The following is a 24,500-nucleotide window of genomic DNA, read 5'->3' on the forward strand; positions in this document are numbered from 1 at the left end:
TGGCCGCGTTGCAGCCACCCGCAGCCCTTCCGCCGCGCCGAGGAACCGGCCGGAGTGTTGGACAGGAGCCTCGGCGCCAAGCAGACTGTCGATATGGCGTCCGGTGCAGTTTTGCGAATCTTCACTGTCGGCCACGGCACCAGCAGCCGGGACGAACTGGCCGGGCTGCTCGCCGGAGCAGGCGTCGAAGCGCTCGTTGACGTGCGGCGCTTTCCGGGCAGCCGCAAGCACCCGGACATGGGCAAGGACGCTCTGACCAAATGGCTTCCCGACGCCGGTATCGACTACCGCTGGGAGGAGCAGTTGGGCGGCCGGCGAAGAATTCCGGCCGGCGAGCCTGAACCCGACAGTTGGTGGAAGGTGGCCGCTTTCCGCGCCTATGCCGCATACACACGGACCCCTGAGTTCGACGCAGGCCTGGAGCGGTTGCTGGACTATGCGCGGTCGCAGGCGACAACAGTAATGTGCAGCGAAACTGTCTGGTGGCGTTGCCACCGCCGGCTCATTTCCGACGTCCTGGTCCTTCGACACGGTGTCGACGTGCTCCATGTGATGCCCGGCGGCAAACTGACGCCGCACAAAGTGGCAGAGGGAGCCCGCCTAATCGGCAACATTGTCCGTTGGGACGGCCCCGTAGATTAAGCGCGCTCGACTGCACGCATGAACGAACGCGAACGCGCCCGCGGTCTTGGCCTGAATGGCGGCAGTTGCGCCACCATTCCAGCCGAAACCGCGGACGCGTCCGGAGGTCTTGAGCTTAGGTGCTGGTTACGCGAGGACGCTCAGCTTGGAGTCCTTGCGGCCGAAGAGGGCGTGATCCACCGAAACGCGTCCGGGGCCCACCAGTGCAAGAGTCAGGGCCGCGGTGCCAAGGAGGAGCACCAGTTCGTAGCCGCCGTCCATGGCGAACACGCCGGCCGGGGCGTGAACGAGGAACAAGGCACCGAGCATGTTTACGAGCAGCAGGATGGCAACCGGGCGGGTCAGCAGGCCCAGGATCAGGGCGATGCCGCCCGCCAGTTCGAGGGTGGCGACAACCGGAGCTGCGATCTCGGCGGCGGGAACGCCCATCTGGCCGAAGGAGGCCTGGGTTCCGGCGATCGTCCATTCGTTGAACTTCTGCCAGCCGTGGGCGGTAAAGAGGAAGCCGAGGACAACGCGCAGGACAGTGCGGGCGGTAGTAGTCAAAGCGAATTTGTTCATGATGTTTTCACCGTTTCTTATGGTCAAAGTATCGGCCGTCGGGAACGAGCGATAAGCATCAATTGATTGACGCTTCAATAAAAGAGTGACAGAAAAACACTTGAAGTGTCAAGTCAGGTGTCGCCGGCCCGGCTTGCCGGGCTCCAGTGCCGCCGTCGTAATCATGTTGTTGTGTCCTGGCTGTTCCTGAACATCGTCCAGCTTGCCCTGCTACAGTCCGCTTCGGATGCAGTTCGAGAACCAAGGATGAGATGACCAGCACAGTACAGGACGTTCAGGATTTCGCCGTCGAATGGTGGGGCAGGATTGCCGCGGGCTTCCGACAAGGCCCCGCGCTGGATGCGCCGGCGATAGAGCTGGTTCTCATTCTGCTGGCGGCCTTGATGCTCTCCGTGCCGCGTCCCATGTGGAGGTACTTCGGGTTGTTCGTCACCGTGGTCCACGAGCTCGGACACGCGTTTGCGGCGCTGACCACCGGGCGGATCGTCACGGGCATCCACCTGCGCTTTGACCATTCCGGGGCGATGATCAGCCGCGGCTCGGGGAAGGCCGCAGCGGCGTGGACGGGGTTCTGGGGCTATCCGGTTCCCGCCGTCGTCGGAGCCGCGCTGGTGTGGGCTGCTTTCAACGGCTGGTCCTCGCTGGCGCTGTCCGTGAGCGCGGTTCTGCTGCTGGTGACGCTGCTGTTCATCCGGAACGTCCAGGGGGCGGTCATTGCCGTTGGACTGGCGATCGTGTCCGAGCTGATGGTATTTTTCGCGCCGCCCGTGTTCCTCGGGCATGCGACGTTGGCCATCGGGATTGCGCTGCTGGTCGGGGCGGTTCGGGATTGGCTGAACGTCGTGAGCGTCCACACGCGCCGGCGCCAGCTTCTGGGCAACTCCGATGCCTACATTCTGTCCCGGCGCACGGGCCTGCCCTCCGGTGTGTGGCTGGCCGGTTTCGCCCTGGTGATTGCGGCTTCCTGTGCCGTAGCGGCGGGGACGGCCTGGTCCGCCGTCGGGCAGCTGGCCTTCCCTGTCTAATGACGGTGGTTGGTCAAGTAGCCGTCCACCCGCCCCGGCGGACAGCTACTTGACCGGCTGGGAAAGTTCAGGTACCGGGCTGGTCAGCGAGGCTGCGCGGGATTGGATGGATCTCCCTGCGATGGGGGATTGACGGGTGGCCCGGACGTCGCCGGCGATACGGGCGACCCGGTTTGGTGCCGGGTTACTTCCGGCAGATCCTGCGCCACGGAACCAGTGGGTTCTGCGCCGTTCCGCAATGCCTCGATCCGTTGTTCGAGGACCTGGGTGACCGGCAGGCGGTTGCCGTGCTCGCGCTCGTAGGCCAGCAAAGTGTTCACACCCTCCTCGTCCAGCGCCGTTATCCGTGTTGGCAACGTGCCGAGGGGGATGTGGTCATAGTCGGGCAAGGGGAGCTCGTCATGCTTGGGGGAGTCGTTCATGCTTCCTCCTGAGTCGTGGACACCGGAATGAATCGTTCCCCGCCGCCGCTGGTCCGTGAATCAGGACCGTGGCGGAGGTTCCTATAACCTAACAGCGTGCTGGGCCGAAAGTAAGGGTATACACTACCTTGGTCCCCGGCGGTTCAGGGGAGCTGCCGGAGGCCCCCGAACGGCACTGTAAATGCCCGGGAATTATTTAGGCGTTCAGTTCGTTGTGCAGGCGATGTTGAAATTTTCGCCCGAACAGCTAAAATGGGCGCTCACATATAGGTCAAAACCCCAATACCATCAGGAGCACTAAACCCGCATGGCAACCGATTACGACGCACCCCGCAACAAGGACGACGACCAGAGCAACGAGTCTCTGGAAGCGCTGCAGGCGCAGCGCTCGGGTGGTGCAAAGACCGCGCTCATTGACGTCGAGGACTCGGATACCGCCGAAGGCATTGATCTGCCCGGCGCCGATCTTTCCGGCGAAGAGCTTGTTGTCCAGGTCGTTCCGGCACGTGAAGACGAATTCACCTGCTCGTCCTGCTTCCTGGTCCGCCACCGCAGCCAGGTGGCCCGCGAAAAGAACGGCGAACTGTACTGCCGCGACTGCGAAGGCTAAACAGCTTCGGTGCGAATCACCCCAAACCCCGTGCTTATGAGCGCGGGGTTTGTTGGTGAAAGGACACTTTCCAGCCGCCCTCGCGCCGGACATACAAGGTGCTGACCAGGGCCGAATATTCCGGCTGGCCGTCGCGATGGGCGGTAACGCCGTAGGTTATGACCCCTGTCTCCGCAGTGGGCCACAAGACCTGGGGGACTTCGAGCCGGAAGTCCGACCACGGCGCCCCGCTCATGGCCTCGATGGTCAGGCTCCGGTCCGTCAGGCGCGTCCCGCCGGGCAGAAGCATGACCACCTCCGCGTCGAGTACCGCTTGGTAGAACTCGGCCGCGGTCGGACCGCCGGACGACAAGGCTATCCAACCGCGCTCTTCCAATTCGATCAGTTCGTCGCTGGCATCCATGGCTTCCCCCTAGATCCGGTAGTGCCAGCACACACCAGCGGGACCCGCTAGTCAACCACTTCAATGCCCCCCCATCGGGTCGTGCTCGGCATCCACAAAGGCATGGTTGACGAATGTGTATCGGCCGGCCTCCGCGAACTCCAGTTCGACAAACCCGCCTTGCGCGGCCGCGAGGTCAAGGGCCTGTGCCCCGCCCTGCTCTGCGTTACCCGGCTCCAGCAAATGAGCCCCTCCTTTGAATACGGTGTCGAACTGCCCGCTTACCACGTGGAAGCTGCTCGATGCCCGGGCCGCCACCTGCGCCAGGTCCTCGACATATTCATTCATGGGCTCTTCTCTAAATCCAATGTCTTCGTCAAATGAGAGACATTGATCGCGTTGATGGTTATCCACCCCCGACCGTCTTTGTTGTGCGTTCCATCACATGACGGTAGAATCGAATGTATGTTCGAGTCAATCGTTCCAGCAGAGATGGATCCGGTGAAGCCGGTTCCCGGCGATCCGGGTGCCGCCCTGGTCCGCTCAATGATCCTGGAGCTGGCGAACATGGACCCCGACGTCTCCGAAGGCGTACGGATCGACCGGATCGCCGCCCTGGAAGAACTCAAGGCCGCCTCGGCTGCGGGGCAGGCCCGCGAGACCGAGGCGTTTGTGGCTTCCCGGCGGGAGGCCAGGGCAGCGGCCGGGGTTCCGGCGGAGCGGCGGGGCCGGGGCCTGGCGAAGGAGATCGGGCTGGCCAGGAAGGATTCGCCGAACCGGGGCGGCAAGCACCTGGGGATGGCGACCACGCTGATCAGGGAAATGCCGCACGCCTATAGGGCGTTGGCGGAGGGCCGGCTGAACGAGTGGCGGGCGACCATCCTGGTCCGCGAGACCGCGTGCCTGAGCGTGGAAGACCGCGCCCGCATCGACCGGGAGTTGTGCGCTGATCCGAAGACGCTGCAAGGGTGCGGGGATAAACAGATCGGGGCGATGGCGAAGCAGGCCGCGCTGCGGCTGGACCCGTTGTCGGTGGTCCGGCGGGCCGCGAAAGCCGAAACCGAACGCCATGTCTCCTGCCGTCCGGCGCCGGACACCATGGCCCAGGTGAGCTGCCTGGTGCCGGTGACACAGGGCGTGGCCGTCCTCGCGGCCCTGGCCAAGGAAGCCGACCGGCTGAAGGCGCAGGGCGACGAACGCTCCCGGGGACAGCTGATGGCCGACATCTTCGTCGAACGCGTCACCGGCCAGCCCGCGGAGAACCCGGCAAAGATCGAGGTCCAGCTGGTCATGACCGACCGCACCCTGTTCCAGGGCGATTCCGAGCCGGCGCACCTGGCCGGGTACGGCATCGTCCCCGCCCAATGGGCCCGCGACCTGATCCGCACCGAAGACACCGACACCGAGAACGTGAACGGCAGCGCCGGAACGGACACCACAGACGCCGGGAACGGCAGCACAGATCACCTCGCGGTTGGCAATCCGGTACAAAGTGCCGAGGCGGACAAGATCGTTGCAGGTACAACCGAAAGCAGGGAAACGGACGGTGCTGCCGGTTCAGGCCCGCCGGAAGCGGCCGAATCAATACAGGGCGCTGATGCAGAACTCGGCAACGGCGACACGGGCAATGCTGGTACGGCGACAGGGCCTCCCGGTCCGAAGCGAAGAGCCTCCGGCGAAGACGCCGAGGTAGAAGTGTGGGTGCGCCGGCTTTACACGGCGCCGGGCACCGGGCAGCTGCTCGGAATGGATTCGCGGGCAAGGTTGATGCCCGCCGGGATGCAGCGGATGATCCAGGCCAGGGACCAGCTCTGCCGCACACCCTGGTGCGACGCACCGATCCGCCACCACGACCATGTCGTGCCCTGGCGCAACAACGGGCAGACCAGCGAGGTCAACGGGCAAGGTTTGTGTGAAGCGTGTAACCAGGCGAAGGAAGCCGACGGCTGGCACGCCCAAGCCGTCCCCGGACCGCGGCACACGGTGGAAACCACCACCCCGACCGGGCACACCTATCTATCTACCGCACCGGCACTGCCCGGCACACCACCGGCAACCGAGCAACCTGACGAGACGCCAGAGCCGCTGTCAATCTTCGAGCACGCGCTCGGCCGCATCGACTTCCTCTACCGCCCCGCAGCCTGACTAGCAGGCAAGCAGTTAGTCGTTTGCGCTCCTCAGGTGGATGGCTGCTTCCGGCGTCGCCACCCTGAAACTGAAGGACTGCTCAAGATAGAGGTGGACGTTATCGGCGTCGTGATGGTCATAGCCTACGGAGAGGTCCTGCCCGGACTCGAACAGGAAGTCGCCGCCGCGCAGGCTCATCACCACTGCACCACGAACCCCGGGTGCCCACACAATGGGTCCTTCCAGGATCCGATTAAGATGCTCGGCCAGCAGGTAGCCACCGCGCTCAGCTGTCTCAACTACAGCCGTATAGTGTCCGGGTCCGAGAGCGAGGCCGAAGGGGCCGCCGATGCCTGCCTTCAGCAGCACCGCGACAGCCTTAGCAATGCGCTTGGGATAATCGTTGAAGTCTTCAACCCGGGGAACCGGCGGATGCGGACTGGCTTCGGTAATCCCCTCGATGCCCGCCTGCTCCCAGCCGTGGAAGACCGCAACGTTCTCCGCGCTGGCTACTCGATGGGCAGCCTCGTGGAGGCTGCTCAGATCCACGTCCACCGCACCGCGGTCATTATCCAATAGTTCGGAGCGGGAGACACTGAATCCCGCGCGCATTTCGACCAACGGCAGAACGCGACGTCGCCGAGCAGTAATGCCGTTGTCATCGGTTCCGGACAACGGCTCTGTCCGCCCCACGTTCGTGGCCGAATAGTCCCAGCCGAGCGGACCGGAGAAATCGACAAGCTTCCTTGCGCCCAAGGCAACGGTCAGCCGCTGCTTGGCCTCGGTGTCGAGCAGCCGCCAACCGCCGTCGGTAATCGGGGCGTGTTCACGCAGGAGGTGGTTCATCGTCATGGTCGTGACTCCTTCAGACTGCCGATTCCCAGGGACGGATCCGCAGCCGCCGTCGTTGGCTGCGCAGCGCCGGCTCCGCTACCTTCAGAGCCGGCCTTTTCGGCGGCTTCGCCGTTCGCGACAATATCGCCGTCCTGGAACAGGACTCCGCGGGCAATCTCCCGCCACACGGGCTTGGCCCGGAAGAGATGCTCAAGCTCCATGCTGAAGTGCTTGTATTCCTCGGTCAGGGAGTTGTTCATGATGTTCCGGGCAGCGGCGTCCGGCTCCACGGAAATGCGCTGCTCGTACCAGCCGATGGCCTCGGCTTCCTCCGTCAGGTTGGCGCACATCCGGGCAAAGGTGCGTGTCTCGGCAGAGAGTTCCTCTGGCGGCTCGTGGTATTGATCAAAGCCCATCAGCAATCCTTCGACGAGTGTCTGTGGAATGTTTGCTCACTTGCCAGCCTATCGGCGGCGCACCGCCATGACTACCCCGGAATTGCCCGGAGTTCAGCCTTCCCACCCCAAGTTCCGCGCCATCCGCTGCAGCACGTCAAGGGTGGCCTCATACTCCCGATCGGATACGCCTTCGGTGACCTGTTTCCGATTCCGGTCCACCACGTCGCCCAGCAGCGTCAGACTCTTGCGTCCCAGTTCGGTCAGCGAGTATTTGCCGTCGTCGTCGGTGATCCAATTGCTTTCCAGCAGTTCGTCCAGATGCTCGGCCGAGGACTCTTCGGCGGTCTGGGTGAAGAACGGCTTGAGCGATTCGTTTAGCTCCGCCGCCGTGGCGGGGGCCTCCGCCAACACGTTCATGATCTGCCATTGCCGGCGGGTCACACCGTGCTCCTCCACAGTCGCGTCGAACTGCTCGTTGATCAGTCCGTCAACCAGTCTGAGCCAGAATCCAATAGGTCGATTAGCAGCCATGTCCCCACCATACAAAGCCACGTCAAGACCCCAAAGAGTACGACGGCGGTGCCTCCCGCCGTCGTAAGCCTTGCTGGGGTACGGGTCGGCTTATAGCGTGAAGGCGTACCCATCGAGGAGGACCGCATGAGCAATGAGCCGCAAGAGACGCTGGACAAGGAAAACCCGCGGGAGCCGGCCGTGGATGTGTCCACCGAGACCCAGGATTACCCGGGGTTTACCGAGGAGATGGAGCCGCGGCCCGACCACGGCGAAGACAGCTACAAGGGCAATGACCGGTTGATGGGCAAGAAGGCGCTGATCACTGGCGGCGACTCAGGCATCGGCCGCGCGGTTGCCCTCGCGTTCGCGCGGGAAGGCGCCGACGTCGCTATTTCCTATCTCCGCGAGGAGGAGGAGGACGGTCAGAACTGTCTGGATCTGATCCTGGCCGAAGGTCGCACGGCGCTGGGCGTCCCGGGCGACGTGCGCGACGAGGACTATGCGAAGTCCGCAGTATCCGAGACGATCGACGAACTGGGCGGCCTGGATATCCTGGTCAACAACGCCGGCTACCACCTCGGCCAGCCCAACGGCATCGGGGATATTACGCCGGACCAGTTGCGCCGGACTTTTGAAACCAATGTCTACGGCACGTTCTGGATGATCCAGGCCGCGCTGCCGCATTTGAAGCCCGGCTCGGTTATCATCAACACCACCTCCATCCAGGGGCACCATCCCTCCACAAGCTTGATGGACTACGCGGCCACGAAGGCAGCCCTCAACAACCTGACTTTCAGCCTGGCCGAACTGCTGGGGGAGAAGGGGATCCGGGTCAATGCCGTTGCGCCCGGTCCTATCTGGACGCCGCTGCAGCCCGCGACGACGACGCCGAAGAAGCTGGCTTCCTTCGGCGACAGCACGCCCTTGGGGCGGGCCGGCCAGCCGGCCGAAGTGGCCGGCGCCTTTGTCTTCCTCGCCTCCAACGACGCCCGCTACGTCTCTGGCGAGATCATCGGTGTAACTGGCGGCATGCATCTGGCCTAAGGGCAGACGTACGACGTCGGTGGGCCGGGAACGCGACCCGGCCCACCTTCGGCTTCCGGCGGGGCAGCAGCAGCGGCCAGGCCTTGTCCTCTTCCGTTTCCCCGTGTACAAAACAGGGCAGGAGCCATAGCCTAGCTGTAGTCTGCCCATCGCTGTCGAAGGGAATTTAGGCCATGACTTCTGTAAATACTTTCGGTGCACAAGGCACGTTGAACGCCGCCGGAACCGACTATGAAATCTTCCGGCTGAATGCCGTGGACGGCGCCGATCGGCTGCCGTTCAGCCTCAAGGTCCTGCTGGAGAACCTCCTCCGGACCGAGGATGGCGCCAACATCACCGCGGACCACGTCCGGGCGCTGGCCCAGTGGGATCCGGAAGCAGAGCCGAGCACGGAGATCCAGTTCACCCCGGCGCGCGTGATCATGCAGGACTTCACCGGCGTTCCCTGTGTGGTGGACCTGGCGACCATGCGTGAGGCGCTGGAAGAGCTCGGCGGCGACCCCAAGAAAGTTAATCCATTGGCGCCGGCCGAACTGGTCATCGACCACTCGGTCCAGATCGATGTGTTCGGCAACGCCAATGCGCTGGAGCGCAACATTGAGATTGAGTACGAGCGCAACGGCGAGCGGTACCAGTTCCTGCGCTGGGGCCAGACGGCCTTCGACGATTTCAAGGTAGTCCCGCCGGGGATGGGAATTGTCCACCAGGTCAACCTGGAGTATCTGGCCCGCACTGTGATGACCCGCGAGGTAGAGACTGGAAACGGCACCGTGCTGCGCGCCTACCCGGATACCTGCGTGGGCACCGACTCGCACACAACTATGGTCAACGGCCTGGGCGTGCTTGGCTGGGGTGTTGGCGGCATCGAGGCCGAAGCTGCCATGCTGGGACAGCCCGTCTCCATGCTGATTCCGCGGGTTGTCGGCTTCAAGCTGACCGGTGAGATTCCCGCCGGAGCCACCGCCACAGACGTGGTCCTCACCATCACCGAGATGCTCCGCGACCACGGCGTCGTCGGGAAATTCGTGGAGTTCTACGGCGAAGGCGTGGCCGCCGTGCCGCTGGCCAACCGCGCCACCATTGGCAACATGAGTCCCGAATTCGGTTCAACAGCCGCCATCTTCCCGATCGACGACGTAACGCTGGAGTACCTGCGGCTGACCGGACGCTCCGACGATGAGGTCGCTTTGGTGGAGGCCTACACCAAGGAACAGGGGCTGTGGCACGATCCGGCCAAGGAAGTGAAGTATTCGGAGTACCTGGAACTGGACCTCTCCACCGTGGTGCCGTCCATCGCCGGGCCCAAGCGCCCGCAGGACCGGGTGTCGCTGACCAACGCCAAGGCCCAGTTCCACCGGGACTTGGAAAACTATGTCCACCAGAGCGTGGAAGCCCAGGGCGCCACCGTGGACGAGGCCGTGGAGGAATCCTTCCCGGCATCGGACCCGCCCACCTACACGGAGGCCGGCAGTAAGGTCAAGAACGCCCCGCACCTGACCGTGTCCCGGACCGACCCGGATTCGGGCTGCGCGCACAATCCGGTGGAGGTGTCGATGCCGGACGGCCGCCGGTTCGAACTGGACCACGGAGCCGTGAGCATCGCGTCCATCACCTCCTGCACCAACACCTCGAATCCGTCCGTCATGCTTGCCGCCGCGGTGCTGGCACGGAACGCCGTGCAGAAGGGGCTGGCCTCCAAGCCCTGGGTCAAAACGTCAGTTGCGCCGGGCTCCAAGGTGGTCACCGACTACTACGAGAAATCCGGACTGACCCCGTACCTGGAGAAGCTGGGCTTCTATCTGGTGGGCTACGGCTGCACCACCTGCATCGGCAACTCAGGCCCGCTGGAAGAGGAGATCTCGCAGGCCATCGCCGACAATGACCTGGCCGTTTCCGCTGTCCTGTCCGGAAACCGCAACTTTGAAGGCCGGATCAACCCGGATGTGAAGATGAACTACCTGGCGTCGCCGCCGCTGGTGGTCGCCTACGCCCTGGCCGGAACCATGGACTTCGACTTTGAGGACGATCCGCTGGGCCAGGATGAGGACGGCAATGATGTTTTCCTCAAGGACATCTGGCCTGACCCGCTGGAGGTCCAGCGCATTATCGATTCCTCGATCGACGAGGACATGTTCACCTCCAGCTACAGCACAATTTTCGACGGCGACGAACGCTGGCGCTCCCTGCCGACGCCGGAGGGCGCGACCTTCGCCTGGGACGAGCAGTCCACCTATGTGCGCAAGCCGCCGTACTTCGAGGGCATGCAGGCGGAGCCTCAGCCGGTGGAAGATGTGGCCGGGGCTCGGGTCCTGCTCAAACTCGGCGATTCGGTAACCACGGACCATATCTCTCCCGCGGGGTCCTTCAAATCGGATACTCCGGCGGGCAAGTACCTGCTCGAGCACGGCGTGCAGCGTAAGGACTTCAATTCCTACGGCTCCCGCCGCGGCAACCACGAGGTGATGATCCGCGGTACCTTCGCCAACATCCGCATCAAGAACCAGCTGCTGGACGGCGTCGAGGGCGGCTTCACCCGGGACTTCAGCCAGGACGGCGCGCCGCAGGCCTCTGTTTACGATGCCTCGATGAACTACCAGGCAGCCGGTACGCCGCTGATAGTGCTGGCCGGCAAGGAATACGGTTCCGGTTCTTCGCGCGACTGGGCGGCCAAGGGCACCGCGCTGCTGGGGGTGAAGGCCGTCATCGCCGAGAGCTTCGAGCGCATCCACCGTTCCAACCTGATCGGTATGGGCGTGCTTCCGCTGCAGTTCCCCAAGGGGGAGACCGCTGAGTCGCTGGGCCTGACAGGCACCGAGACGTTTGCCATCGAGGGAGTCACGGAGCTCAACAACGGCTCGACGCCGAGGACGGTCCGGGTGACCGCCACGGCCGAGGACGGGACGACCAGAGAGTTCGACTCCGACTTGCGCATTGATACACCAGGTGAGGCCGACTACTACCGGCACGGCGGCATCCTGCAGTACGTCCTGCGCCAACTGGCAGGGTGAGACTGCGGTGGACGGAGACAACGTGGGAAACGGGGCTGAGGATGTCTCCGTCCATGAGTACCTTCAGGATCTGGTGCTGGACAGCGAAGATGTAGGGCAGTTCCTTAACGAATTCGCTCGTTTCGCCGCCAGGAGCCTTTCAGGAACGGAAGCAGAGATCCTCTGCGGTGTTACGCTCCTGCGGCGGAAATCGGCCGCAACCGTGGCCAGCAGCAGTGAACACGCGAAGAACATGGATGAAATCCAGTATCAATTTGGAGACGGTCCGTGTCTGCGCGCCGCCAGGCAAAAGGAAACCATCTATGTAGCCGATCTTAAATCGGACGATCGTTGGCATGACTATGCGGACGCAGTGCTGAAGCACGGAATCCGCTCGGTACTGGCGGTCCCCATACCCCTGGACGGGGAGGCAGATGCCGGGCTCAATCTGTATTCGCATGTAGTCGACAATTTCGATGAAGAGGCGATAAAGGTAGCGGAGACATTTGCCGGACAGGCTTCCAAAGGTTTGTCCCTGTCCGTGCGCCTTACCCAGCAGGCCGAAACGGCGGCGCATCTAAAAGCGGCAATGCAGTCCCGCACGACGATAGACCTCGCCGTCGGCATCATCATGGGGCAGAACCGCTGCAGCCAGGAGAGGGCGTTCGAGATCCTGCGGTCTGCCTCGAGCAGCCGGAACATCAAACTCCGCGACGTAGCCGCCGGCATCGTCACATCAACTGGTCAAAGCGATCCCGCCACCCACTTCGATCCATAAGTTCTGGTCTGGCGACGGGCATAGGCTTACATCTTTCTTTGGCGTGCCCGGGCATGCCACAAAAATCCGTGCCCTGAATGTTATGGTCGTTCCTCCACAAAAATACTAAGTTGCCTTAGCATTAGGAGTGAGCCCAGCTCCGCGTGAATCAATCATTTGCGGCCTACCCGGACCGCAACAGGACAGATTGGAACGACGCAATGACCGCTTCATCAGGCCGCATCGACGCCCGCGGCAACGAGAAAACCAATGTGCAGAAGGCCGCCATGGCCGTCGGGGCCGTATTCCTGTTGGTCGGCATTCTGGGGTTCATCCCCGGCGTCACGACCAATTACGACCAGATGTCCTTCGCCGGCCATGAATCGGAGTCCATGCTGCTAGGCGTTTTCCAGGTCTCCATCCTCCATAACATCGTCCACCTGCTCTTCGGCATCGCCGGCATTGCCATGGCGAAGACTGTTTCGGGCGCCCGCAACTACCTGATCTGGGGCGGGGCCGTTTACCTGGTGCTGTGGCTGTACGGCTTGATCATCGGACACGAAACCGCAGCCAATTTCGTCCCCGTCAATACCGCGGACAACTGGCTGCACTTCGTCCTGGGCGTTGCCATGATAGCCCTCGGCGTCCTGCTCACCCGCAGCCGCTCAGCCGTCCGGCACACCTAGTCCCATCGAAGAACAAGCGGAGCCGCTCGGAAGTGATGGCAGTGCTGACAGTGCTGCCATCACTTCTTGCTGGCCGGCGAAAGGTGCATCATGAAGAGATCCCGGCTGGCGGTGGCCCATGGCCTGTTCAACTTGACGGCAGGTCTCTGGCCGTTGCTGCACTACCGCAGTTTTGAGGCGGTGTCAGGGCCTAAAGCAGACGCCTGGCTGGTCAAATGCGTGGGCGGCCTGGCAGTCGGCGCGGGCTATGCGCAGCTGCGCGGCCGGGCGTCACCGGAAGGACTGGCCTCCGCTCGACGCATCGGGGTGGGAACGGCGGGGACTTTTGCAGCGGTCGATCTGATCTATGGCGGGACGGGGCGCATCAGCCCTGTGTATCTGCTCGATGCGCTTGTGGAAGCAATGTGGCTGCGGGCCTGGGCGAAGGATCTGATGGTCGAACGCTACGACTGCCCCGCCAGGCCGATCGACCAACGACGGCGGATCGGCCCGGCTTCCGTTCTGGATGTCCCGTAGGACGGGCGGCTGCAGCTAGCCGGGGAACTGCACGTAGGGCGCGTCCCCGTCGCCGTCGTTGTCTGTATCGCCGAAGGCTTTCTTTTCCAGCTCTTCCGCCTTCTCGGGATCTCCGCCGTGCGCGCGGTCCTCGTCCTGCTCAAGCCGGCGGGCTCCGCCTTCGGTGTCGTCCTGGTTGCCAATTATCCCGTCCGATGCGCTGTCCGGGGCCTCGGTATTCGGGTTTTCTTCAGACATGTTCTGCCTTCTTTCCTTCGGCTGAGTGGTCTGCGGGTGGGCCTGCACTCCCAGCCTAGGCAGGCCCAAGAAGCCTGCCAAGGGCTCATCCGGGACCGGCCGGAATGAGTTTTGTTACGCGGCTTCGACGCATGGCGGTGCCCGTTGCTCCGGGGGGCGAATTTTCGTACTCTTATTCCGACCAAAAGCTTGGTCATCGGCCTCTAATGGGAGAGAAGCCAATGAAGTACCACACGCAACGATGCGTACGTCTCGACTTTGCAGAAGTCGGAGACGACCATGGCGCTTTCTGACTACGAGCGTCAGCAGCTGTTCCTGCTTGAGCAGCAACTCAGGGCGGATGATCCCGCCCTGGTGCAAACCCTGTCCCTCGCTCCGGCTCCGGCCGTTCCCCATCGCACCCTCGTAGCCGGCTGGCTGCTGGTGCTTTGCGGAGCGACGGCGGTGCTGTGGGGAGCTTACGCCAGTTTCGTCGGAGCGGCCGTTGTGGGCCTGCTGTTCGTCGCGGCCGGTTTGTACTGGGCAGAGAATCCCGGCAGCAGGAAACTAAGAAGAATGTAGTCGCCCGGGTTCGCTCAGGAATCCTCCGTCCGTCAGCCTTTTGCAGAGTCCGCGTCCGGCTCGTCAGGCGTCTGGCCTTGCTCGACGTCAGCCCCCTCGGCTGGTGCCTGCGGGTGCTGCCCGGAATCGGTGGGCCGCTGGGGGCGTTCGCCTTCGGCGGGCATTTCGCTGTGCTCGCGGGGTTCGTTGCCGGACTCGGCTTCCGTCATGGTGTCCTCCTGGTTGCGGTCCCCATTGTGCGGGCTCCGGTCGTTGATTACTGATCCTTCGCGAGCCGGTTGCTTGATTTCTGCAGCCGATCGATGTGCTCCGACGCTTCGGCCTTGGTCAGGTTGGCGGGCAGTTCCTCTCCGGCCTCACGGGCGAGTGTGTCCAGATAGCTGCGTTGGGCGTCGGTCATTGGTTCATCGCCGGTGACCCATTCCTCCGGGTCCCGGTTGATGTCCCCGCCGGATTCCGGCGTCGGGCTGCCGAGGGTTTCTTCTGCCATGGGGCTGCTCCAATCTCGCTGGGTCGTGTGCGTATGCGTGCGCGTTGGGTGGTTAGTGACTCCGGACATGAGGCTTGATCGGTTTGACGGCGGGGAACAGCGCCACCATCTGGGTGGCGAAAATTCGCAGGGCCAGATTGGCCGGCATGCGCGGCTGGCCGAAGAATGTCTTGCCGCTCGGATTCCTGTGCTTCGTTTCCGTCGGTGCCATAGTTCCCCATGCTCCCACCGGCCGTGGGACCTGTCACGGGGACAGTGGGAATCGGCCTATCGGCTGAGGCACTGATCAGCCGCCGTTAGTCGTCGGTATCGGGGCCCTCTGCAGCGTCCTGCGAGTGCGGATGGGAGACGTAAGGGATCTGCTCCAGCTCTCCTTCCACCGCGTCCTCACTGTGCCGGCGGTCGTTCTCCTGCGGAAATACTGGTGTTGTCATGGCTGCTGTCCTCCAGCGGGCGCGCCCGTCGTACGTAGGCGGGCTGATGCTTCCAAGGTACCCCCGGGCCGGATCCAGTTCCACCCCTGCCGGTCCTGGCCTGCCGACGGCCACCTGCCCTGCGGTATCTGACGGTCAGGAACAGCCGGTGGATCGTGATGACGGTGGCAAGCCAGGCAATGCCCAGCGTCCACGCGACCAGGACATCGGTAAACCAATGGTGGCCCAGGAAGACCCGGCTCAGCCCCATAGCGACGGCGAACAGCGCGGCACCTGCGATAGTCAGCACACGGGCATGCTTTGAGCTATGCCTCAGAACCAACAGGTAGGCGACGACGCCGGCGATGACGATCGAGTTGAGCGAGTGGCCGCTGGGAAAGGACGGCGAATGCTCGAAGGGCGCCACAGCCGAGGAAAGCGGCGGCCGGGTGCGGCCGATGACTTCCTTGCCGGCAATAGTCATGAGTAGGGAACCGCCGGCAGCGGCAGCGGTGAGAACCAGCGGTGTCCAGGACTTTCGCTGCAGCGTCAGCGCGAGAAGCGCCAAAGCTGCAAGAACCGTCATGCCGACGCCGCCGCCGAGATTCGTGAAGGCCGTCATCGCCGCGTTGGCTTCCGGCGACCGCAGAGTCACGGCAGTGTCCAATAGTGGTTGGTCCAGCACGGCGACGCCGTCGGATTCGGCAACGGCTTCGTAGACTTCGGCCGAAAGAGCAGTCAGCGCCGTGGCAATGATGGCCCCGGCCGCGAGCGTGAGCATCAGCGCGGTGTGCGGACCGAGCAGGCGGCTGGCCCTTTCCATCGCGCGGGCGAAAAACCGTCCTACCGGTGTCTTCCACCGCGTGAGATCCTTGCTGCCGACAAAACGGTCCTCTGCAAGCTCCGGCGGCTTGTGCCGCTCAGGTGTCATGCCGCCGGTCCTGTGCTGGAACTGCGTACGACGGCGGCGGGAACCTTGCGTGCGCCGGTGCGGTACCACTGGTGCCACAGCAAGATAATGAGTGCGAGTTCAACGGCGCCCCCGGCGTAGTACATGAGTTGACCTCCGGTTTCTGCCTGGCCGGTAGGGACTCCGGCTGGCGGCATGGCGTACAAGCTCTTGGCCAAAACGTTGTGTGCAGCGATGGTCACGACCAGCACAGTGCACCGGTAGCCATGCTTCGGACGATGCGGAGCCGGATCCCGACCCACGATTGCTGCTGTGAAAAGGTATCCGGCAGCCAGCACATGGCCCATGACCAGCCAGTGGATAAGAACGGAGTCCTGCATGCCCTGATAAAGGGCTGTCCGGTACATCACCCACATGCCGCCCACATTCAGTATCGCGGCAACTGATGGATCGGTTAGAACCCGTGCGGGCTTGCTCTTGAGCAGCGCGGACAGCCGCCGGGCCGGAACCACCTGAAGCGTGCGCAACGCCAAGGTGACCGGCCGGGACAACACAAGGAACAACGGCGCCACCATACCGGCCAGCACATGGGCGGCGACGTTCGCGGTGAAATCCTGATGGCCGAGCGCCGCTAAGGGGCCAGCAAAGGTTGAAGCGGCGGTGATCATGCCGAGAATGAAACAGGCCGAGCGGCGCTTCGGCCACGCTCCGGCTATCCGCGGGGAAGCGGCCGAGAAGAGATAGGCGGCGACTGCGACCAGCGCCGGCAGGAAGAGCGCAGCTTCGAGCAGGAAGCCGCCGTGGTCATGCATCGTGCTCCAGGCCGTCCCGGGCCGGCCGGCCGCGGAACAGCAGAATAGCGCCGGCCAGCATCACCAAGACTGCGGTGACATTCCAGCCGACGTCGTAGGGCAGCAGGTCCACGTTGTAGCGGATCTGGTGCAGGCCCAGCAATTTGTGCTGGACCAGGCCGTCGTACAGTTGGAATGCTCCGGCGCCGATGAGCCCTGCACCCGCCCACAGCCGGCGGCGCAGCTCGTGCCGCCGTCGTAAATCAGCGAACAGGAACAAGCCGGCGATTGTGGCGAACCAGCTGAAGGCATGGAACAGGCCGTCCGAAACGAGCCCGGCCGCTGTGGTGCCGCGGTCGTAGAAATGATGCCAATGCAAAAGCTGGTGGAAAACCACCTCGTCCAGAAAAGCGATGACACCCAACCCGAAGAGCAGCCCGGAAGTGAGGTTCCTCCGCCGGGCTGCAGGAGTCCGCATACTCAGTCCTGCGGGTTCCGTTTCAGCGGATCCTGCTCCCCGGTGGATTCAGCGAGAGCGTCCTCCGGTTTGCGGTCGGCCGCCGGGTCGCCGCTGCCGACGTAGCCTGCGGGAACTGCACCCCCGGCTTTGGTTTGCTGCTCATCGCGGATGTTGTCGGTGTGGTCTTTGTCGTTCACGCCGGTTCCTCGAGGGTGAAGCCGCATTCGCAGCGGTAGGTCGTCACCGGATGCGGCTCGGCCAGCGCGGCGGGATGTACTGCGGCACCTGACGGTTCCGCCCCGACCAGCAGAGGTTCGGTGACGGACAGGTGATCGGCATCGACCACCTGCATCGGCCTGCGGCAGTGCACCCTGTTTCTCATCGTGTGAAGCAGTGATGCGTCCGCGGGAAGGAACTGTGCGAGTGAAGGTGCGCTAAAGGTCGACGGTACTGCGTTCGGTCTGTCAATCATGCTTTCGTTCGTGCCTTCCAAATTGGGGTACTACTAAAGCCAAGCATGCTTATTATGGCGAAGGCAAGCTCGAATCGGCGCCTGTGGATATGCTATGCGGACGCTTGACTACGATGATGGCTTATTTCCACCAAGTCCTGGATTGCCGTTGTTGTCCCCTCCGCTGAGCCGCTTCCTGGCTTCATGGCGGGCGCGCTGGATCTTGTCAGTGTGCTTGCCCTTGGTCGCTTTGTCCGCGGCGTCGGCGGCCCGCTCAACCAGTTTGGCTCCGGCCTGCTTTGTCTTGGGATTCTGCAGCGCCTGCTTAACCTTCGGGTTGCGCGCCAGTTCCTGCGCGATCTTGCCGAACTTGCTGAATCCTGCCATGAGATGTGCCTGCTTTCGTTGCCTCTTCGCCGCGCAGTCCCAGATGACGCGCGGTCCTCCAGCTCCACATCCTAGACAAAGAGTCTGGGGAGTTTCTGGGTGACGGGCCATGCCTGCCTATTGACAGCGCAGATGGGACCTCTGCATTCTGGGCGGACGTGCTCCATTGATGTTCCAGAGGCGATGCCGTCAAGCGGCCAGAGTGGCAGGACAATCGTGAAACGTGACCTCCAGAAACAGCCGGCAGGAAACCGGCGCAGTATCTTGGGCATGGCCGTGGTGATTGCGTTTCTGCTGGTCGCCGGGTGGGGTATGTTCTTCGCCGTCGTATTACCCGGGCAATATGAACTCGCGGACCAAGCACCCTTTGGGCTCGGGCTGGCCTTTACTGCTTTCGTTCTCGGAGCCCGCCACGCGTTCGACGCCGACCATATTGCGGCAGTGGACAACACCACACGCAAGCTCGTGGGGGAGGGCCGCCGGCCGGTGTCCGTGGGGTTCTGGTTCGCGTTGGGCCATTCGACTGTTGTGATCGTTGCCGTCGCGCTGCTGGCCGCCGGCCTGAATCTGCTGGCCGACCAGATCTCCGACGACGATTCAGTGCTCGCCTCCATTACCGGACTCTGGGGCGTTATCGTCTCCGGGCTGTTCCTGCTGCTGATCGGCTCACTGAACCTGTACTCGTTCATCGGGATCGCCCGCATTTTCCGCCAATTACAGAGCGGCGAATATAACGAGGCCGAGATGGAGGAACTGTTGCAAAACCGCGGCCTCATCAACCGCATTCTGGGGCCGCTGGCCCGTCAGATCGATCGGCCCTGGAAGATGTATCCCATCGGTTTGCTGTTCGGACTGGGCTTCGATACGGCCACAACGATCGGACTGTTTGTCATCGGCGGCAGCGCCGCCTTGGCCGCACCGTGGTATGTGGTCCTCGTCCTGCCGGTTCTGTTCACTGCCGGCATGACGCTGTTCGATACGCTCGATGGCATTTTCATGCACCGGGCCTATCAATGGGCATATGCCCGCCCGGTCCGGAAGGTGTACTACAACCTCATGGTCACCGGCATGTCCGTCGTCGTAGCTTTCCTGGTCGGCGGGGTAGGGCTGCTGGGACTGCTGGCAGAGAAAATGCCGGTGCAGAGCGGTCCCCTTGCCTGGGTGGCTTCGGTGAATCTGGAGAACTTCGGCTTCATGATCTGCGGGCTGTTCGCGGTGACCTGGCTGGCCGCCGTCGCGTACTGGAAACTGGGCAAAATCGAGGCCCGCTACTCGCTGCCGGACTGATCGTCCATGACAGCAGCGGCCATTGCCGGGCCTAGACCCCGTGGCTACACTCAAGTTGTACTGCGGTTCGAGTTGCCAGTAAGCACGTCTCTTGAGAATGCTTGGAGTCCGCCGATGTTGCTAAGTACCTTTGAAGTTGAACGCCTGATGACTTACACGGCCGCCAAACTCGCGATGGAGCGGAAGGGCCGTGGGCTGAAGCTCAACCTGCCTGAAGCCACCGCGATTATCACCTCCTATTTGCTAGAGGGAGCCAGGAACGGCGACACAGTTGCGGATCTGATGGAATCGGGCCGTGAAGTCCTCAGCCGGGACGACGTGATGGAAGGTGTCCCGGAGATGCTGGCCCAGGTTCAGGTCGAGGCCACCTTCCCTGACGGAACAAAACTCATCACGGTCACGGGACCGATCCAATGAGGATCACCGAAAACCCGTTCAGCAATCCAGCCCTGACCAGCCGGGAAACGGATGATAATTACAGCCATCCCAGCGACAACCCCGGCTACGACACCGACGTGGTCTATAACCACAAGACGCGTCATCCTTCCTCGGGTGCCAGCGGGACGAGCCAGCCGCGGCGTCCGGGAACCAGCGAACGGCAGTCACCCACCCGGCAAAGCAGCCAGAAAGTGGTGGCTTACGAGCCCATCATCCCGGGAGAAGTCCTTTACGGCGACGAACCGGTGCAGATCAACGCGGGCGCCGAAGTGACCGTCCTGCGGGTCGAGAACACTGCTGACCGGCCCGTCCAGGTCGGATCCCACTACCACTTCGCCGAAGTGAACTCAGGGCTGCAATTCGACCGTGATGCGGCGTGGGGCAAGCGGCTGAACGTCCTGTCCGGCGGCTCCATGCGTTTCGAACCGGGCGCCGCCGAAGAAGTGGAACTGATCCCGATTCGCGGGGCCAGAATCGTCCTTGGCCTCAGAGGGTTGTGCAAAGGAAACCTCGATGGGTGACATCCGGCGTTCAGAGTACGTCGCTTCGTTCGGCCCGACGACGGGGGACCGCATCCGCCTCGCCGACACCAACATCCTCATCGAGGTTGAGGAGGACCGGTGCCGCGGCGGCGACGAGGCAGTTTTTGGCGGCGGCAAGTCGATCCGCGAGTCCATGGGTCAGTCGTCGGCTACCCGGGCCGAAGGCACTCCGGATCTGGTCATCACCGGGGCGGTGGTTCTGGACCACTGGGGTGTTATTAAGGCCGACGTCGGCGTCCGCGACGGGCGGATCGTGGCCCTGGGCAAGGCAGGCAACCCCGACACCATGGATGGGATCCATCCGGATCTTGTCATCGGTCCGTCCACCGAAGTGATGTCCGGCAACGGACTGATCCTGACCGCCGGCACCGTGGACACGCACGTCCATCTCGTCGGCCCCGACATGCTGACCATGGCACTGCAAACGGGCACGACGACGGTGGTCGGCGGCGGTACCGGGCCCACCGAAGGCTCGAAGGCGACTCTGGCGACGCCGGGTTCCTGGTGGATCGAGCGGATGCTTGAGGGCCTGGAGCCCTGGCCGCTGAACGTACTCTTCCTGGGCCGCGGCAACACCACTTCGCATGAGGCCATGTGGGAGCAACTTCGCGGCGGAGCCGGAGGCTTCAAGGTGCACGAGGACTGGGGCGCCACCCCTGCGGTCATCGACGCAGCTCTCCAGGTTGCGGATGAATCCGGCGTCCAGATCGCCATCCACAGCGACACCCTGAACGAATCCGGCTTCGTCGAAGACCTCCTGGCCGCGGTCAACGGCCGGACTTTCCACGCCTTCCACACCGAAGGTGCCGGCGGCGGCCATGCCCCGGACATTATCAGGATCGCCAGCGAATCCTACGTGCTGCCCGCCTCCACCAACCCGACGCGGCCCTTCACCCACAACACCATTGACGAGCATCTGGACATGGTCATGGTCGCGCACCACCTGAATCCGCAGGTCCCCAACGACCTCGCCTTCGCAGAGAGCCGGGTGCGTGAAGGCACCATCGCCGCCGAGGATGTTCTGCAGGACATGGGGGCGCTTTCGATTATGTCGTCGGACGCGCAGGCAATGGGCCGTATCGGCGAAGTCGTGATGCGGACCTGGCAGACGGCACACCGCATGAAGCGCCTGCGTGGTTCCCTTCCCGGGGATGATCGCGCCGACAACCACCGGGCCCGCAGATACGTGGCGAAGTACACGATCTGCCCCGCCGTCGCGCACGGGCTCGAACACGAGATCGGGTCGATCGAGCCGGGCAAATTGGCTGACATGGTGCTGTGGCAGCCGGCGCTGTTCGGCATCCGGCCCACCGCCGTCTTCAAGGGCGGAGTTGCCGCCGTGGCAGCGCTGGGGGATCCCAACGCGTCGGTGCCGACGCCGCAACCGGTTATGGAACGGCTGGGCTTCAGCGCCTTCTCACGTGCGGCCGCGTCCACTTCAGTGGCGTTCGTCGCTCCGGCGGCGATCGAAGACGGACTGGCGGACCGGCTGTCGATCAACCGCCCGCTCGTCCCGGTCGGCAATGTCCGCGGCCGCGGCAAAGCAGACATGCCGGAAAATACGGCCATGCCGCGTATCGAAGTCGATCCGAATACCTACGGCGTCAAGATCGACGGAGAACTGATCGAGCACGAACCGGCCACCGAGCTGCCCATGGCGCAGAGATACTTCCTGTTCTGATGCCGCTCGAAGGTCCTGCCGGAGCCTCTACGCTGCCACTGACGGCGGCGGTTCCCGCCATGCTCTTGCTTGCCGACGGACGGTTTCCGACCGGAGGCCATGCCCATTCCGGCGGCTTCGAACCGGCCGCCGCCATCGACGGACTGCGTGATGTTCCCGGTATGGAGGCTTTTCTGAAGGGCCGGCTCGGAACGGCTGGTCTGGTGTCCGCCTCCTTCGCTGCGGCCACCTGCACCGTCTTCACCCGGATTGGGTCAATAGCGGACGACGGCGGGGATCTCGCCGAACGCTTGCTGACGCTCGATAACGAGTTCGAAGCGAGAACCCCATCGCCGGCACTGCGCACCATGTCCCGGCGGCTTGGGCGCTCGCTCCTGCGGGCCGGGAGGACGGTCTGGCCGTATTCCAGTCTGGAAGCAATCGCCTCAATCCCCGGCAAGGGGTTGCATCAGCCGATCGCCTTCGGCGCCGTTGCCGCAGCAGCTGGTCTCGGTCCTGAGAACGCGGCATTGATCGCCGCCCACGAATCCATTACCGGTCCCGCCACCGCCGCCGTGAGGCTTCTCGGACTGGACCCGTTCCAAGTCAATGCGGCCCTGGCGCGGCTCGGCAAGGATGTTGCCGCCGTGGCAGCGGAGGCAGCAACCTATGCGGATAAACCGCCTGCCGACCTGCCGGCCCGTGCCGGCTACTTGCTCGACATATTCGCCGAACAGCACGCCACCTGGGAGGTGCGTCTCTTTGCCAGCTAAGGAGCCCACAATGCACGACCACGAACACGGACACAGCCATGACCACGGCCATGACCACGAATTGACGCTGGAACCCAGCCGGGAAGGTGCCAATACGCTGCGCGCTGCGCCGGAGCACATCCATATGGATGAGCAGGAAGCCTTGCCCCGGATCCCTAAACAGGCACTGAGAATAGGTATCGGCGGGCCCGTCGGGTCCGGCAAGACAGCGCTGGTCGCCGCGCTGTGCCGCACCTTGAGCTCCGAGCGGGAGATCGCCGTCGTCACCAACGACATCTACACCACCGAAGACGCCGATTTCCTGTTGCGGCACGGGGTACTGCCAGCGGAGCGGGTCACCGCGGTCGAGACCGGAGCCTGTCCGCACACAGCCATCCGGGACGATATTTCCACCAACCTGGAAGCCATCGAGGAACTCGAAGAGAAGCTGCCCCAGCTGGAGCTGATTCTGGTGGAGAGCGGAGGAGACAACCTGACGGCCACCTTCAGCCGGGGGTTGATCCACCACCAGATCTTCGTCATCGACGTTGCCGGAGGAGACAAAGTGCCGCGCAAAGGCGGCCCGGGCGTGACCACCGCGGACCTCCTGGTCATCAACAAGACTGATCTTGCCCCTAATGTCGGCGCGGATCTGGGCGTCATGGATCGCGATGCCCGAGCCAAACGCGGTGAGCTGCCCGTATTGTTCACGTCATTGACGGAAGATCCGGCGGCGACGAAAGTCGCGGAATGGGTCCGGGACCGGCTAGCCGAACACTCGGGATAATGCTGGCCCACGCCCGCCTGACAGCGGACCGTCCGAGGGGACCCGAGGCCAGGGAAGGCGCCACCCGCATCCTGCGGATGCGGTCCCAGGCGCCATTGATCCTGAGGCCCACCCGCCAGAGAGCGCCCGCAGCGCTCCGCCACTGGAATCTGGATCCGGACCGATGCGCGGGCGTCAGCATCGTCGCGGGCGCTGCGGGCCCGCTTGGCGGCGACCATTTGCGGCTGGACGTTGAGGTGAAAGCGGGCGCCTCCTTGATCGTCCGCGCCGTTGCGGCCACCCTGGTGCTGCCTGGTCCGCATGGCCTGGAATCCCGAAGCGAGGTCAATATCAAAGTGGCCTCCGGGGGGACCCTCGTTTGGTTGCCCGGGAAGCAGATCCTGGCCGAGCGTTGTTACCACGAGGCGCTCACCAGGATCGACTTGGAGGATGGCGCCCGGCTCTTCGCACGCGAGGAACTCGTGCTCGGGCGTCACGGCGAGACTCCGGGAGCGGTGCGGCAACGTTTGCGCCTCACCTATGACGGCATCGCCAGCCATGACCAGGAGTTGGCGGTCGGCGAAGGAGCCATCGGCTGGGACAGTTCCGCGGTCACCGGCGGCCGCAGAGCCCTCGGATCGGTATTGATCGTGGACCCGGAGTCAACGGGGCCGGCTGATGCCCAGCCGCCTGCACCGGAAGACGTCCCGGACACGGCGGTGATGGCGCTGGACTCCCGGTCGGTCTTGGTGTCGAGCCTGGCCGAAGACTCGATCCTGCTCAGCCGGCAACTCGACGCAAGTCTCGCCGGATATGTCCGCCAGGAAGAGGCTGACCGAGTCTGACCGCGC

General features: G+C 63.7%; 34 protein-coding genes. 17 read left to right on the forward strand and 17 right to left on the reverse strand.

The features are described 5' to 3' along the window. The first annotated feature begins 54 nt into the window (after positions 1-54). Entirely contained in the window at positions 55-642 is a 588-nt protein-coding gene (locus AC20117_RS11285) for a DUF488 domain-containing protein (RefSeq protein ID WP_236777276.1), read from the forward strand. Positions 643-768: 126 nt separating this feature from the next. Here the strand turns inward: AC20117_RS11285 and AC20117_RS11290 are convergent, their stop codons facing one another. Then, complete coding sequence (locus tag AC20117_RS11290; protein WP_074699651.1) at positions 769-1,203, reverse strand: DoxX family protein; 435 nt, start codon at positions 1,201-1,203, stop codon at positions 769-771. A gap of 251 nt (positions 1,204-1,454) precedes the next feature. Here AC20117_RS11290 and AC20117_RS11295 point away from each other — a divergent pair, with 251 nt between their 5' ends. After that, on the forward strand, positions 1,455-2,228 hold the full coding sequence (locus tag AC20117_RS11295) for a M50 family metallopeptidase (protein ID WP_074699650.1): 774 nt from the start codon (positions 1,455-1,457) through the stop codon (positions 2,226-2,228). Between the two features lie 83 nt (positions 2,229-2,311). On the opposite strand, the gene AC20117_RS11300 is transcribed toward AC20117_RS11295, so the two are convergent. Further along, positions 2,312-2,650: a DUF8129 domain-containing protein gene (locus AC20117_RS11300; RefSeq protein ID WP_074699649.1), complete on the reverse strand. Its 339-nt coding sequence runs from the start codon at positions 2,648-2,650 to the stop codon at positions 2,312-2,314. A gap of 307 nt (positions 2,651-2,957) precedes the next feature. Here AC20117_RS11300 and AC20117_RS11305 point away from each other — a divergent pair, with 307 nt between their 5' ends. Then, a complete protein-coding gene (locus AC20117_RS11305) occupies positions 2,958-3,260 on the forward strand; it encodes a DUF4193 domain-containing protein (protein WP_074699648.1) in 303 nt (100 codons plus the stop codon). A 34-nt stretch (positions 3,261-3,294) separates the two neighbouring features. Here the strand turns inward: AC20117_RS11305 and AC20117_RS11310 are convergent, their stop codons facing one another. Both AC20117_RS11310 and AC20117_RS11315 read right to left on the reverse strand, forming a co-directional pair. Continuing rightward, positions 3,295-3,663 (reverse strand): nuclear transport factor 2 family protein, encoded by a 369-nt coding sequence (locus AC20117_RS11310; protein ID WP_074699647.1) that lies wholly within the window; start codon positions 3,661-3,663, stop codon positions 3,295-3,297. Positions 3,664-3,723: 60 nt separating this feature from the next. Then, positions 3,724-3,990 carry a cupredoxin domain-containing protein gene (locus AC20117_RS11315; RefSeq protein ID WP_236777277.1) on the reverse strand — a complete coding sequence of 89 codons (267 nt, stop codon included), beginning with the start codon at positions 3,988-3,990 and terminating at the stop codon, positions 3,724-3,726. Between the two features lie 117 nt (positions 3,991-4,107). Between AC20117_RS11315 and AC20117_RS23840 the strand changes: the two genes are divergently transcribed. Then, entirely contained in the window at positions 4,108-5,787 is a 1,680-nt protein-coding gene (locus AC20117_RS23840) for an HNH endonuclease (RefSeq protein WP_074699646.1), read from the forward strand. Between the two features lie 15 nt (positions 5,788-5,802). On the opposite strand, the gene AC20117_RS11325 is transcribed toward AC20117_RS23840, so the two are convergent. The 3 genes from AC20117_RS11325 to AC20117_RS11335 all read right to left on the reverse strand — a co-directional run bounded on the left by AC20117_RS11325 (position 5,803) and on the right by AC20117_RS11335 (position 7,532). Beyond that, positions 5,803-6,621, reverse strand: coding sequence for a family 1 encapsulin nanocompartment shell protein (locus tag AC20117_RS11325; RefSeq protein ID WP_101632582.1), 819 nt, complete (start codon positions 6,619-6,621; stop codon positions 5,803-5,805). Next, the gene (locus tag AC20117_RS11330) at positions 6,618-7,019 is read right to left on the reverse strand and encodes a ferritin family protein (protein ID WP_074699645.1); all 402 of its coding nucleotides are present in this window, start codon (positions 7,017-7,019) and stop codon (positions 6,618-6,620) included. The genes AC20117_RS11325 and AC20117_RS11330 overlap by 4 nt, the downstream gene beginning before the upstream one ends. A gap of 93 nt (positions 7,020-7,112) precedes the next feature. Then, positions 7,113-7,532, reverse strand: coding sequence for a MarR family winged helix-turn-helix transcriptional regulator (locus AC20117_RS11335; protein ID WP_074699644.1), 420 nt, complete (start codon positions 7,530-7,532; stop codon positions 7,113-7,115). A 126-nt stretch (positions 7,533-7,658) separates the two neighbouring features. Between AC20117_RS11335 and AC20117_RS11340 the strand changes: the two genes are divergently transcribed. The 5 genes from AC20117_RS11340 to AC20117_RS11360 all read left to right on the forward strand — a co-directional run bounded on the left by AC20117_RS11340 (position 7,659) and on the right by AC20117_RS11360 (position 13,504). Further along, entirely contained in the window at positions 7,659-8,558 is a 900-nt protein-coding gene (locus AC20117_RS11340; protein ID WP_074699643.1) for a glucose 1-dehydrogenase, read from the forward strand. 173 nt (positions 8,559-8,731) lie between these two features. Continuing rightward, positions 8,732-11,566, forward strand: coding sequence for an aconitate hydratase AcnA (acnA, locus tag AC20117_RS11345; protein WP_074699642.1), 2,835 nt, complete (start codon positions 8,732-8,734; stop codon positions 11,564-11,566). A gap of 22 nt (positions 11,567-11,588) precedes the next feature. Continuing rightward, positions 11,589-12,323, forward strand: coding sequence for a GAF and ANTAR domain-containing protein (locus tag AC20117_RS11350; protein ID WP_074699641.1), 735 nt, complete (start codon positions 11,589-11,591; stop codon positions 12,321-12,323). 200 nt (positions 12,324-12,523) lie between these two features. Beyond that, a complete protein-coding gene (locus AC20117_RS11355) occupies positions 12,524-12,988 on the forward strand; it encodes a DUF4383 domain-containing protein (protein ID WP_074699640.1) in 465 nt (154 codons plus the stop codon). A 90-nt stretch (positions 12,989-13,078) separates the two neighbouring features. Next, positions 13,079-13,504 (forward strand): hypothetical protein, encoded by a 426-nt coding sequence (locus AC20117_RS11360; RefSeq protein WP_074699639.1) that lies wholly within the window; start codon positions 13,079-13,081, stop codon positions 13,502-13,504. A 15-nt stretch (positions 13,505-13,519) separates the two neighbouring features. On the opposite strand, the gene AC20117_RS11365 is transcribed toward AC20117_RS11360, so the two are convergent. Beyond that, positions 13,520-13,741 carry a hypothetical protein gene (locus AC20117_RS11365; protein ID WP_074699638.1) on the reverse strand — a complete coding sequence of 74 codons (222 nt, stop codon included), beginning with the start codon at positions 13,739-13,741 and terminating at the stop codon, positions 13,520-13,522. A gap of 279 nt (positions 13,742-14,020) precedes the next feature. On the opposite strand from AC20117_RS11365, the gene AC20117_RS11370 reads away from it, so the two are divergent. Then, entirely contained in the window at positions 14,021-14,302 is a 282-nt protein-coding gene (locus tag AC20117_RS11370) for a DUF3040 domain-containing protein (RefSeq protein ID WP_139186748.1), read from the forward strand. A gap of 32 nt (positions 14,303-14,334) precedes the next feature. Here the strand turns inward: AC20117_RS11370 and AC20117_RS23535 are convergent, their stop codons facing one another. From AC20117_RS23535 to AC20117_RS11395, 9 genes are all read right to left on the reverse strand, one after another. Beyond that, a complete protein-coding gene (locus tag AC20117_RS23535; RefSeq protein ID WP_170064960.1) occupies positions 14,335-14,511 on the reverse strand; it encodes a hypothetical protein in 177 nt (58 codons plus the stop codon). 47 nt (positions 14,512-14,558) lie between these two features. After that, positions 14,559-14,792, reverse strand: coding sequence for a DUF3072 domain-containing protein (locus tag AC20117_RS11375; protein ID WP_074699636.1), 234 nt, complete (start codon positions 14,790-14,792; stop codon positions 14,559-14,561). Between the two features lie 52 nt (positions 14,793-14,844). Further along, positions 14,845-15,003 (reverse strand): hypothetical protein, encoded by a 159-nt coding sequence (locus AC20117_RS23300; protein ID WP_158300458.1) that lies wholly within the window; start codon positions 15,001-15,003, stop codon positions 14,845-14,847. A gap of 176 nt (positions 15,004-15,179) precedes the next feature. Next, positions 15,180-16,136, reverse strand: coding sequence for a phosphatase PAP2 family protein (locus AC20117_RS11380; RefSeq protein WP_074699635.1), 957 nt, complete (start codon positions 16,134-16,136; stop codon positions 15,180-15,182). Next, positions 16,133-16,927, reverse strand: coding sequence for a cytochrome c oxidase assembly protein (locus AC20117_RS11385; protein ID WP_074699634.1), 795 nt, complete (start codon positions 16,925-16,927; stop codon positions 16,133-16,135). The genes AC20117_RS11380 and AC20117_RS11385 overlap by 4 nt, the downstream gene beginning before the upstream one ends. Then, complete coding sequence (locus AC20117_RS11390) at positions 16,920-17,384, reverse strand: DUF2243 domain-containing protein (RefSeq protein WP_074699633.1); 465 nt, start codon at positions 17,382-17,384, stop codon at positions 16,920-16,922. The genes AC20117_RS11385 and AC20117_RS11390 overlap by 8 nt, the downstream gene beginning before the upstream one ends. A 2-nt stretch (positions 17,385-17,386) precedes the next feature. Beyond that, positions 17,387-17,563 (reverse strand): hypothetical protein, encoded by a 177-nt coding sequence (locus tag AC20117_RS23305; protein ID WP_158300459.1) that lies wholly within the window; start codon positions 17,561-17,563, stop codon positions 17,387-17,389. Next, on the reverse strand, positions 17,560-17,748 hold the full coding sequence (locus AC20117_RS23310) for a hypothetical protein (RefSeq protein WP_158300460.1): 189 nt from the start codon (positions 17,746-17,748) through the stop codon (positions 17,560-17,562). Before AC20117_RS23310 ends, AC20117_RS23305 begins: the two co-directional genes overlap by 4 nt. A 198-nt stretch (positions 17,749-17,946) precedes the next feature. Continuing rightward, positions 17,947-18,204 (reverse strand): Rv0909 family putative TA system antitoxin, encoded by a 258-nt coding sequence (locus tag AC20117_RS11395; RefSeq protein WP_074699631.1) that lies wholly within the window; start codon positions 18,202-18,204, stop codon positions 17,947-17,949. 216 nt (positions 18,205-18,420) lie between these two features. Between AC20117_RS11395 and nicT the strand changes: the two genes are divergently transcribed. The 7 genes from nicT to AC20117_RS11430 all read left to right on the forward strand — a co-directional run bounded on the left by nicT (position 18,421) and on the right by AC20117_RS11430 (position 24,494). Next, the gene (gene nicT, locus AC20117_RS11400; protein WP_236777278.1) at positions 18,421-19,491 is read left to right on the forward strand and encodes a Nickel transporter NicT; all 1,071 of its coding nucleotides are present in this window, start codon (positions 18,421-18,423) and stop codon (positions 19,489-19,491) included. 114 nt (positions 19,492-19,605) lie between these two features. Continuing rightward, positions 19,606-19,908 (forward strand): urease subunit gamma, encoded by a 303-nt coding sequence (locus AC20117_RS11405; protein WP_074699629.1) that lies wholly within the window; start codon positions 19,606-19,608, stop codon positions 19,906-19,908. Continuing rightward, the gene (locus AC20117_RS23705) at positions 19,905-20,450 is read left to right on the forward strand and encodes an urease subunit beta (protein WP_211482282.1); all 546 of its coding nucleotides are present in this window, start codon (positions 19,905-19,907) and stop codon (positions 20,448-20,450) included. The genes AC20117_RS11405 and AC20117_RS23705 overlap by 4 nt, the downstream gene beginning before the upstream one ends. Further along, a complete protein-coding gene (locus AC20117_RS11415; protein ID WP_074699628.1) occupies positions 20,443-22,152 on the forward strand; it encodes an urease subunit alpha in 1,710 nt (569 codons plus the stop codon). Before AC20117_RS23705 ends, AC20117_RS11415 begins: the two co-directional genes overlap by 8 nt. After that, positions 22,152-22,904, forward strand: coding sequence for an urease accessory protein UreF (locus AC20117_RS11420; protein ID WP_074699627.1), 753 nt, complete (start codon positions 22,152-22,154; stop codon positions 22,902-22,904). Before AC20117_RS11415 ends, AC20117_RS11420 begins: the two co-directional genes overlap by 1 nt. Before the next feature lie 10 nt (positions 22,905-22,914). Continuing rightward, positions 22,915-23,670 carry an urease accessory protein UreG gene (ureG, locus tag AC20117_RS11425; RefSeq protein WP_074699626.1) on the forward strand — a complete coding sequence of 252 codons (756 nt, stop codon included), beginning with the start codon at positions 22,915-22,917 and terminating at the stop codon, positions 23,668-23,670. Continuing rightward, the gene (locus AC20117_RS11430; RefSeq protein ID WP_158300461.1) at positions 23,670-24,494 is read left to right on the forward strand and encodes an urease accessory protein UreD; all 825 of its coding nucleotides are present in this window, start codon (positions 23,670-23,672) and stop codon (positions 24,492-24,494) included. The genes ureG and AC20117_RS11430 overlap by 1 nt, the downstream gene beginning before the upstream one ends. Positions 24,495-24,500: the final 6 nt, after the last annotated feature.

Origin of the sequence: Arthrobacter crystallopoietes (assembly GCF_002849715.1) — a bacterium.
Lineage (GTDB): Bacteria > Actinomycetota > Actinomycetes > Actinomycetales > Micrococcaceae > Crystallibacter > Crystallibacter crystallopoietes.